This window comes from Micromonospora phytophila, assembly GCF_023656545.1.
GTDB classification, from domain to species: domain Bacteria; phylum Actinomycetota; class Actinomycetes; order Mycobacteriales; family Micromonosporaceae; genus Micromonospora; species Micromonospora phytophila.
The window spans coordinates 1-9572 of sequence record NZ_JAMOKF010000217.1 but is presented as its reverse complement, the minus strand read 5'-3'; the positions used below and the strand labels follow the sequence as shown (position 1 = coordinate 9572).

The following is a 9572-nucleotide window of genomic DNA, read 5'->3' as shown; positions in this document are numbered from 1 at the left end:
CACGGCGCCTGGCGGGCGCTGCGTCCCCGCACCCCGTCCGGCGGGCCGGTGACCGGCCGGGGCATGGGCACCCCGGCCCGGGCGTTCACCGGCGTGCTGGCGTTGTCGCTGCTCAACCCGGCCACCGTGGTCTACTTCGCGGCGCTGGTCCTCGGTCGCGGCGACGCCACCGACCCGGACCCGGCGGCCGCCGCGCTCTTCGTGCTCGGCGCGTTCCTCGCCTCGGCGAGCTGGCAGTTGCTGATCGCCGGCGGCGGCACCCTGGTCGGTCGGGTGTTGGCCGGCCCGCGCGGCCGGCTGGTCACGGGCCTGGTCTCGAGCGCGATCGTCGCCGCCCTCGCCGTCGCCGTCCTGCTCCCCGGCTGACCCGGTCCGCTCCGCCGTGCCGTACGGTCGGATCATGAGCAGCCGTCCCGCGGCCGGCGGTGGCCGGTGGGTCGAGGTGGACCCGTCCCGGGTGGCGCGCTGGGTCGAGGGCTTCGCCGACCGGCACGGTCCGCCCACCACCACCGCCCAGGGGTACGGGCTGCTGCTCGCCGCCCCGGACGGCGCGACCGCCGAGCTGCACAGCCCGCCGGGCGCCCCGCCCGCCGCCGAGCTGCCCGGGTTCCTGGCGGCCGCTCGCGCCCCGCGCCGGATCGGCCTGCTGCTGGCCCGCAAGGGGGCGGTGGCGGTCGGTGTCGCGGCGGGGGAGGAGCTGACCGTCTCCAAGGTGGACACCCGGTACGTGCAGGGGCGGACGGCCGCCGGTGGCTGGTCCCAGCAGCGGTTCGCCCGCCGGCGGGACAACCAGGCGAAGGCGGCGCTCGGCGACGCGGCCGAGCTGGCCGTACGGTTGCTGCTGCCCGAGGCGGCGCGGTTGTCGGCGCTGGTCTGCGGTGGCGACCGCCGGGCGGTGGACACCGTGCTGGCCGACCGTCGGCTCGCCCCGCTGGCGGCGCTGCGTTCCGACCGCCTCCTGGACGTGCCGGAGCCCCGGCACGCCGTGCTGCTCGGCGCGATCCCGGCCGCGCGGGCGGTCCGGATCCTGGTGCGCGATCCCGCGCCGGACAACGGTCCGGGCTGACCCGGGCCCGGACGTCGGGTCACCCGCCCGCGCCCGGCGTCCAGGCCGGTGGGGGAACCCACCGGCCGTCGGGACATGCACGCGGGATGGTCAGAGGCTGCCGCCGAAGGTGTCGCAGGACTTCGGGTCGCCGGTGGAGTAGCCCTTGGTGAACCACTCCTTGCGCTGCTCGGACGAGCCGTGGGTGAACTCCTCCGGGTTCACCGGCCGGTTGGCCCGCTCGGAGATGGCGTCGTCGCCGATCTTCTCCGCGGTGTCGACGGCCTGGGAGATGTCCTGCTCGGTGATGCTCGTGAAGATCTTCTGGCCGCCCTCGTCGGCGGTGCCGGTGGCGTTCTTCGCCCAGGCGCCGGCGTAGCAGTCGGCCTGCAGCTCCAGCTTGACCGAGAGCGCGTTGGCGTTGTCCGGGTCACGCTGCTGCTGGCGGCGCATCTGCGCCTCGGTGCCGAGCAGGTCCTGCACGTGGTGGCCGTACTCGTGGGCGAGCACGTACGGCTGGGCGAACTCGCCCTCCGCGCCGAGCTGGTCGGCCAGCACCCGGTAGAAGGTGAGGTCGATGTAGACCAGGTCGTCGGCCGGGCAGTAGAACGGGCCGACGCCGGAGTCGGCCTGACCGCAGGCGGTGTTGACGCCCTGGCTGAAGAAGACCGTCCGGGACGGGCGGTACTGCTCGCCGAACGCCTCGGGCAGCGCCGTGCGCCAGTACGCCTGGATCGAGTTGACGTAGAGCGTGTTGCGGCAGTCCAGCTGCTGGAGGGCGTCCTCGGCCCCGCACTTCTGCTCCAGCGACGTGTTGTCGCCCACGTCACCGCCGCCGCCGTTGGTGGCCGCGTTCAGGCCGAAACCGCCGCCGACCAGGGCGACCAGCACGGCGATGACGAGACCGACGATGCCGCCCCGGCCGCCGCCGATCGGGATGGGGATTCCCCCGATCCCGCCCCCTCCGCCGGCCCCTCGCCGGTCGTCCACCTGACTGGTGTCGATCCGCGCGTTCTCGTTCAGCTCCATGTCTACCCCGATCACCGTTTGATCCAGTTTTGGTGGTTGCGGTACCGGACCGGGTCCGGACGGCGTTTCGGTACCCGATGATCTTGCAAGGTAATCCGACGGGGCGTCGGGCGAGGCCCGGTACACTTGCCGTCGTGCTGCTCTGCGAAGGCTGAACCGCCCCCGCGCCGACGTGCCCCCTCGTGCTCGCCGGCGCTTTCGCGTGCCCTGAGTCAGCCCTTCCAGACCCCGAGAGCGAGTCCTCCTAAATGATCACTGCCACCGGCCTGGAGCTGCGCGCCGGCGCCCGGATCCTGCTGTCCGACACCACGCTGCGGGTGCAGCCGGGTGACCGGATCGGCCTGGTCGGCCGCAACGGCGCCGGCAAGACCACCACCCTGAAGGTGTTGGCGGGAGAGGGTCAGCCGTACGCCGGGCAGATCGACCGGCGCAGCGCGATCGGCTACCTGCCGCAGGACCCGCGTACCGGTGACCTGGAGGTCACCGGGCGGGACCGGGTGCTCTCCGCCCGCGGCCTGGACGTGCTGATGGCCCAGATGAAGGAGATCGAGGCCAAGCTCGCCGACGACTCCAGCGACAAGCTGGTCCGCCGCTACGGCGCCCTGGAGGACCAGTTCGCCTCCCTCGGCGGGTACGCCGCCGAGGCCGAGGCGGCCCGGATCTGCGCCAACCTCGGCCTGCCCGACCGGGCCCTCGCGCAGACCATCGGCACCCTCTCCGGCGGTCAGCGCCGCCGCATCGAGCTGGCCCGGATCCTGTTCCGCGACGCCGGCGAGAACGGCGGCGGCATTCTGCTGCTCGACGAGCCCACCAACCACCTCGACGCCGACTCGATCACCTGGCTGCGCAGCTTCCTCGCCAACCACAAGGGCGGCCTGATCGTGATCTCCCACGACGGCTCGCTGCTGGAGTCGGTGGTCAACAAGGTCTGGTTCCTCGACGCCACCCGCTCCGTGGTCGACGTCTACAACCTGGGCTGGAAGGCGTACCTGGAGGCGCGGGAGACCGATGAGCGCCGCCGCCGCCGCGAGCGGGCCAACGCCGAGAAGAAGGCCGGCGCGCTGATGGCGCAGGCCGACAAGATGCGGGCGAAGGCCACCAAGACGGTCGCCGCGCAGAACATGGCCCGCCGCGCCGAGAAGCTGATCTCCGGCCTGGAGGAGGTACGCGTCTCGGACAAGGTGGCGAAGGTCCGCTTCCCCAACCCGGCGCCGTGCGGCAAGACCCCGCTGACCGCGACCGGCCTCTCCAAGTCGTACGGCTCCCTGGAGATCTTCACCGACGTGAACGTCGCGGTGGACCGTGGTTCCCGGGTCGCCATCCTCGGGCTCAACGGCGCCGGCAAGACCACCCTGCTGCGGATGCTCGGCGGCCTGCTCAAGCCGGACACCGGCGAGGTGCACGCCGGGCACGGGCTGCGGCTGGGCTACTACGCCCAGGAGCACGAGACCCTGGACGTCGAGCGGACAGTGCTGGAGAACATGCGGGCCGCCGCCATCGAGCAGTCCGACACCGACCTGCGCAAGATCCTCGGCGCGTTCCTCTTTTCCGGCGAGGACGTGAACAAGCCGGCCGGCGTGCTCTCCGGCGGGGAGAAGACCCGGCTCGCGCTCTCCACCCTGGTCTGTTCCGGGGCCAACGTGCTGCTGCTGGACGAGCCGACCAACAACCTCGACCCGGTCAGCCGGGAGCAGGTGCTCGACGCCATCGCCAACTACCCGGGCGCGATCGTGCTGGTCACCCACGACCCGGGCGCGGTGCTGGCGCTCAAGCCCGACCGCGCGATCCTGCTCCCCGACGGCGACGAGGACGCCTGGAGCGACGACCTCCTCGAACTGGTCGAGCTGGCCTGACCGCCGCCGTCGCGGCGCGCGCTCTGCGGACCGGGTGGGGCGCCCGCCAGCGGCGGCGCGGCGCCCAGGTCAGTGGAGCAGGTCGAACAGGTGGCCGACGACGCCGGAGGTGACCAGGATGACCACGCCGATGGCCACGAAGATCGCCGGGACCAGCCAGTGGCCGGCCCGTTCGACCACCCGGACCACCCGGGGATGCCGGCCCAGCCACGCCGCGGCGGCGCACCAAAGCGCGATGAGTCCCCCGAACACCAGCAGGAAGACCGCGCTGTCGGCCGGTCCGAGGGCGCGGAACACCGGCACGTAGACGGCCACGTTGTCGGCGCCGTTGGCGATCGTCACCCCGGCCACCCCGACCGTGCCGGTCACCACCGTCGGCGTCTCGTCGTCGTCGGAGTCGAGCAGCGCGCGGACGCCGAGCGCGATCGGCAGCAGGCCGAGCAGGCCGGTCCACGGGTCGGGCACCACCAGCAGGCCGGCGGCGACCACCGCGCTGGCCAGCGCGAGCGCGCCGATGCCCAGGTACTGCCCGGCCACGATCTGCCAGGTACGGGGCCTTCCCGTGGTGCGGGCCGCCACGAAGAACAGGGTCAGGATGACGATGTCGTCGATGTCGGTGGCGGCGAACACCACGGCCGCACCCGCTGCGGTGCCGAAGAGGTCGATCACGCCAGCGAGGCTACGGCGCGTCGGCGCGTCGCGTCCGGAGCGGCCCGGTGGACGGGCGGCGGCGGGGTCGGCAAGGTCACCCTATCGGGAAGTTGACAATGCATAGCGTGTCGGTTGGCGAAGAGTTGATATCTGGCGCATGATCGTTCGAGGCGGTCTAATAGGTGGGACCGTATCCGAACCGCACAGTCTGGGACGTGAGGACACAGCATGGCAGCCACTGGCACAGCCACCAGCACTGAGAAGGGTCGCCGGATCATCGGAGCCGAGCGTCAGACGCTCGCCAAGGACCTGGTAAAGCGGTACACCTCGGGTGAGAGCATCCGCGCGCTCGCGGCCTCGACCGGCCGTTCCTACGGGTTCATCCACCGGGTGCTGACCGAGTCCGGGGTGCAGCTGCGGCAGCGCGGCGGCGCCCGGCGCCGCAAGAAGGCGTGATCCGCCCACCCGCGTCGTCCATCAGCGCCGCGCCCCGGGCCGCCCGGTGACCGCCGAGGTGGCCGGGGTACGGCTGGATTGCGACGGGCCGGTCGCGACAGTGACGTTGTGCCGGCCCGACGTGCTGAACGCCCAGACCCCGGCGATGTGGCGCGCGATGAGCGACTTCTCCCGGGATCTCCCCGGTGACGTGCGCGTCGTGGTCGTCCGCGGCGAGGGGCGGGCATTCTCCGCCGGCCTCGACCTGGCGGTGGCCGGCGCGTCCGGGCCGGGCTCCTTCGCCGAGCTCGCCACCCTGCCCGAGCAGGAGTGCGCCGACCGGATCGCGGAGTTCCAGGGCGGCTTCACCTGGCTGCACAGACCCGACGTCATCTCGGTCGCCGCCGTGCAGGGGCACGCGATCGGCGCCGGCTTCCAGCTGGCGCTCGCCTGCGACCTGCGCGTGCTCGCCGAGGACGCCAAGCTGTCCATGGCCGAGGTGACGCTCGGTCTGGTCCCGGATCTCGCCGGCACGAAGCGGCTCGTCGACCTGGTCGGCTACGCCCGCGCGTTGGAGATCTGCGCCACCGGCCGGCGGATGGACGCCGCCGAGGCCGACCGGATCGGCCTGGCCACCCTCGTGGTGCCGGCCGCCGAGCTGGACGGCGCGGTGCGTGACCTAACCGCCGGGCTGCTGGCCAACAACCGGGACGCGGTGGTGGAGATCAAGGCCCTGCTGGCCGGTGCCGGCGGCCGGTCCGCCGCGGAGCAGCAGCGGGCCGAGCGGGAGGCGCAGACCCGCCGGCTGCGTGACCTCGCCGGCCGGGGAGAATAGTAAGGACCGTTCGGGAAGATCCGGGTTACGACCGAGGTTGTCAGAGTCGTCGGGAGAATTGACCTGACGGTGCGGTCAGCCCGACGACCCGGAGGTGAGCAGTGTCCAACCCGATGGCCGGTGGCGGCATGGCCGGTTGGAGCATGCTCCGGTCGATGCGCAGCCGCGACGAGGTCTCCGCCCACCGGCTCAAGCGCGGCGTCGCCCACCGGATCGTCGCCTTCGCCCGCCCCTACCGCCGCGACATCATCGTCTTCCTCGTCACCGTGGTCCTCGCGGCGACGATCGGGGTCGCCACCCCGGTGCTCGCAGGCCACGTGATCGACGGGATCAGCCGCGGCGGCCCGGACGCCGGCGCACTGGTCGTGCGGCTGGCGCTCGTCATCGCGGCGCTGGCGGTGGTCGACGCGCTGCTCTCCCTCGCCCAGCGGTGGTACTCGGCCCGGATCGGCGAGGGGATCATCCTCGACCTGCGCACCCGGGTCTACGACCACGTCCAACGGATGCCGCTGCAGTTCTTCACCCGCACCCAGACGGGCGCGCTGGTGAGCCGGCTCAACAACGACGTGCTCGGCGCCCAGCGGGCGTTCACCTCCACGCTCTCCGGCGTGGTCAGCAACGTCATCCAACTGCTGCTCACCGCCGCCGTGATGTTCACCCTCTCCTGGCAGATCACCGCGCTCTCGCTGGTCCTGCTGCCGGTCTTCATCATCCCGGCCCGCCGGGTCGGCAAGCGGCTCGCCGAGATCACCCGGGAGTCGTACAACCTCGACGCGAAGATGAACGCGACGATGACCGAGCGCTTCGGCGTCTCCGGGGCGCTGCTGGTCAAGCTCTTCGGCCGCCCGGAAGTCGAGGCGCAGCGGTTCGCCGGGCGGGCCGAGCGGGTGCGCGACATCGGCATCCAGTCCGCCATGTACTCGCGCACCTTCTTCGTGGCGATGCTGCTGGTCGCCTCGCTGGCCCAGGCCCTCACCTACGGCCTCGGCGGCTGGCTCGCCGTCACCGGCAGCGTCAGCGCCGGCACCGTCGTGACCCTCGCGCTGCTGCTGACCCGTCTCTACGGCCCGCTGACCGCGCTCTCCAACGTCCGGGTGGACGTGATGAGCGCGCTGGTCTCCTTCGACCGGGTCTTCGAGGTGCTCGATCTGAAGCCGACGATCGAGGAGGAGCCCGACGCGGTCCCGGTGCCCCGGGGCAACGGCCGGGTCGAGTTCCGCGACGTGCGGTTTCGCTACCCCAGCGCCGCCGAGGTCTCGCTGGCCTCCCTCGAGGAGGTCGCCGCGCTGGACCGTACGGTCAACGAGCCGGTGCTGCGGGGCGTCTCGTTCAGCGTCGAGCCGGGGCAGATGGTGGCGCTGGTCGGGCCGTCCGGCGCCGGTAAGTCGACGCTGTCCATGCTCATCTCCCGCATCTACGACGTCACCGACGGCCAGGTGCTGGTCGGCGGGGTCGACGTCCGCGACGCGACCCTCGACTCGCTGCGCGACGAGATCGGCGTCGTCACCCAGGATTCGCACCTGTTCCACGAGACCATCGCCGAGAACCTGCGCTACGCCAAGCCGGACGCCACCGACGACGAGATCTGGGCGGCGCTGGCCGGCGCGCAGGTCGCCGACCTGGTCCGGTCGCTGCCCGACGGGCTGGAGACCACCGTCGGGGAACGCGGCTACCGCTTCTCCGGCGGCGAGAAGCAGCGCATCGCCATCGCCCGACTGCTGCTCAAGGCCCCGTCGATCGTGATCCTCGACGAGGCCACCGCCCACCTCGACTCCGAGAGCGAGGCGGCGGTGCAGCGGGCGCTGTCGGTCGCGCTGACCGGGCGTACCGCGCTGGTGATCGCGCACCGGCTCTCCACGGTGCGGGACGCCGACCAGATCCTCGTCCTCGACGGTGGTCGGATCGTCGAGCGGGGCCGGCACGAGGAACTGGTCGCCGTCGGGGGTCTCTACGCCGAGCTCTACCGGACCCAGTTCGCGGTGGCCGACTCGCCCACCCCGTACGTCGACGCGACGGGCCCCGAACCGGTGGCCGTGCCGCCGCTGCGGCCGTACCTCGCCGACGAGGCGCTGCCCCCCGCCGCCGCCAACTGACCGGTCAGCCGGCGATGACCGCCGCCCGCAGCTCCGCGAACGCGGCGCCGAGGGTCACCGGGGTGAAGTGGGCGTTCAGGCCACTGGGGTTGGGCAGCACCCAGAGCCGGGCGCCGGCCAGCGGCTCGGGCTGCGGGCCGAAGGCCGCCTTCGGCCGGGCGAATCCGATCCGGTAGGCGGTCACCCCGACCACCGCCACCCACCGGGGCCGGTACTGCTGCACCTTGCCGGTGAGGATCTCCGCCCCGTCGACCAGTTCGGCGGCGGTCAGCTCGTCGGCGCGGGCGCTGGCCCGCGCCACCATGTTGGTGATGCCGAGGCCGAGCCCGGGCAGCTCGTGCTGTTCGCTGGGGTGCAGCAGCCGTGGCGTGAATCCGCCCCGGTGCAGGGCCGGCCAGAAGCGGTTGCCGGGACGGGCGAAGTGCCATCCCGTCGCGGCCGACCAGAGGCCGGGGTTGATCCCGACGAAGAGCACGTCCAGTCCGGGCGCGATGACGTCCGGGAGGGTCCGCTCCGCGGCGGCGGCGAGCTGCTCGCGGGTCGGGCCCGGTCGCGGCCGGTCGGAGCGGTGGCGGGCGGAGCCGGCCATCACAGGCCCCGCAGCGCGCCGCCGTCGACCGGCACGGTGATCCCGGTCAGGTAGCTCGCGGCGGGGGAGAGCACGAAGGCGGCCACCCGACCGAACTCCGCCGGCTCGCCGATCCGGCGCAGCGGAATGCCCGCCTCGGCCTCCGCACGGGCCCGCTCCGGGTCGCCGGTGGCGGCGAAGAGCTCCACGTTGCGATCGGTCATGATCCGCCCGGGCAGCAGGCCCACCACCCGTACGCCCCGGGGGCCGTACTCGTCGGCGACGTCCTTGGCCATCCCGACCAGGCCGGGGCGCAGTCCGTTGGAGATGCCCAGCCCAGGCAGCGGTCCGCGCGCCGAGGTGGACAGGACCAGGCCGATCGCCCCGCCGCCACCTGCGGCCAGGGTGGCGGCCACGGTGCGCACCGCGCGGACGGTGCCGAGGAACACGGTCTCGAAGGCGTGGCGCCACTGCTCGTCGGTCACGGACGCGGCGCTGCCCGGCGGCGGACCCCCGACCGAGACCAGCGCCCCGTCGAGCCGGCCGAAGTGTGTCCGCGCCGCTGTCACCAGGCGCTCCGGCGTCTCCGGGTCCGCGAGGTCGGCGCCCAGCCCGAGCACCCGGTCCGGCCCGCCGAGGCGCTGCGCGGCGGCGGCCACCGCGTCGGCGTCCCGGGCGGAGAGCACCACCCGCGCGCCGTCGGCGACGAGACACCGCGCGGTGGCGTAGCCGAGCCCGCGGGAGGCGCCGGTCAGCACGTACACCCGGTCGGTCAGTCCGAGATCCATGCGTCGATCCTGCCGTACCCGACGGGATCCGCCAGCCGGAGCCGGCGGGGGAGTTCGAGTGCGGGACGAGCCGGGTCGGGACGTGACCCGAACGGATCCGCCAGCCGGGGCCGGGGCGGACGTTTCGGTGCCGGAGGAGCCGGGTGGGGCGCGACGCGGCCGTGCGCGCCATCGGCGGCGGACGGGCGGGGCGGCCCGGGGAGCCGGTGGCTCAGCGCCAGGCGGGACGCAGCAGGCGTACCCGACCGGCGAGCTGGACCGCGACGGCGCCGTCG

10 protein-coding genes are annotated in these 9572 nt (G+C 73.4%); 6 read left to right on the top strand and 4 right to left on the bottom strand.

Translation table 11 applies throughout. From position 1 onward, the window contains the following. Positions 1–366 (top strand): LysE family transporter (locus NCC78_RS22005; RefSeq protein ID WP_250796727.1); only part of this gene is annotated, 366 nt, incomplete at its 5' end. A 34-nt stretch (positions 367–400) separates the two neighbouring features. Beyond that, positions 401–1066: an acVLRF1 family peptidyl-tRNA hydrolase gene (locus NCC78_RS22000; protein ID WP_284706340.1), complete on the top strand. Its 666-nt coding sequence runs from the start codon at positions 401–403 to the stop codon at positions 1064–1066. Between the two features lie 90 nt (positions 1067–1156). Here NCC78_RS22000 and ypfJ read toward each other — a convergent pair whose 3' ends face one another. Continuing rightward, complete coding sequence (ypfJ, locus tag NCC78_RS21995) at positions 1157–2074, bottom strand: KPN_02809 family neutral zinc metallopeptidase (RefSeq protein ID WP_250796729.1); 918 nt, start codon at positions 2072–2074, stop codon at positions 1157–1159. A 248-nt stretch (positions 2075–2322) separates the two neighbouring features. On the opposite strand from ypfJ, the gene NCC78_RS21990 reads away from it, so the two are divergent. Next, the gene (locus tag NCC78_RS21990; RefSeq protein ID WP_250796726.1) at positions 2323–3927 is read left to right on the top strand and encodes an ABC-F family ATP-binding cassette domain-containing protein; all 1605 of its coding nucleotides are present in this window, start codon (positions 2323–2325) and stop codon (positions 3925–3927) included. A gap of 69 nt (positions 3928–3996) precedes the next feature. Here NCC78_RS21990 and NCC78_RS21985 read toward each other — a convergent pair whose 3' ends face one another. Continuing rightward, a complete protein-coding gene (locus NCC78_RS21985) occupies positions 3997–4596 on the bottom strand; it encodes a cadmium resistance transporter (RefSeq protein WP_250796723.1) in 600 nt (199 codons plus the stop codon). A 210-nt stretch (positions 4597–4806) separates the two neighbouring features. Here NCC78_RS21985 and NCC78_RS21980 point away from each other — a divergent pair, with 210 nt between their 5' ends. The 3 genes from NCC78_RS21980 (at position 4807) to NCC78_RS21970 (ending at position 7941) form a co-directional block, all read left to right on the top strand. Continuing rightward, positions 4807–5034 carry a helix-turn-helix domain-containing protein gene (locus tag NCC78_RS21980; protein ID WP_074312753.1) on the top strand — a complete coding sequence of 76 codons (228 nt, stop codon included), beginning with the start codon at positions 4807–4809 and terminating at the stop codon, positions 5032–5034. A gap of 46 nt (positions 5035–5080) precedes the next feature. Further along, positions 5081–5848 carry an enoyl-CoA hydratase/isomerase family protein gene (locus NCC78_RS21975; protein WP_250796722.1) on the top strand — a complete coding sequence of 256 codons (768 nt, stop codon included), beginning with the start codon at positions 5081–5083 and terminating at the stop codon, positions 5846–5848. Between the two features lie 113 nt (positions 5849–5961). Continuing rightward, the gene (locus NCC78_RS21970) at positions 5962–7941 is read left to right on the top strand and encodes an ABC transporter ATP-binding protein (protein ID WP_250796728.1); all 1980 of its coding nucleotides are present in this window, start codon (positions 5962–5964) and stop codon (positions 7939–7941) included. 4 nt (positions 7942–7945) lie between these two features. On the opposite strand, the gene mug is transcribed toward NCC78_RS21970, so the two are convergent. Together mug and NCC78_RS21960 are read right to left on the bottom strand one after the other, a co-directional pair. Next, positions 7946–8530 (bottom strand): G/U mismatch-specific DNA glycosylase, encoded by a 585-nt coding sequence (mug, locus tag NCC78_RS21965; protein WP_250796721.1) that lies wholly within the window; start codon positions 8528–8530, stop codon positions 7946–7948. Beyond that, a complete protein-coding gene (locus NCC78_RS21960) occupies positions 8530–9297 on the bottom strand; it encodes an SDR family oxidoreductase (protein ID WP_250796719.1) in 768 nt (255 codons plus the stop codon). Before NCC78_RS21960 ends, mug begins: the two co-directional genes overlap by 1 nt. Positions 9298–9572: the final 275 nt, after the last annotated feature.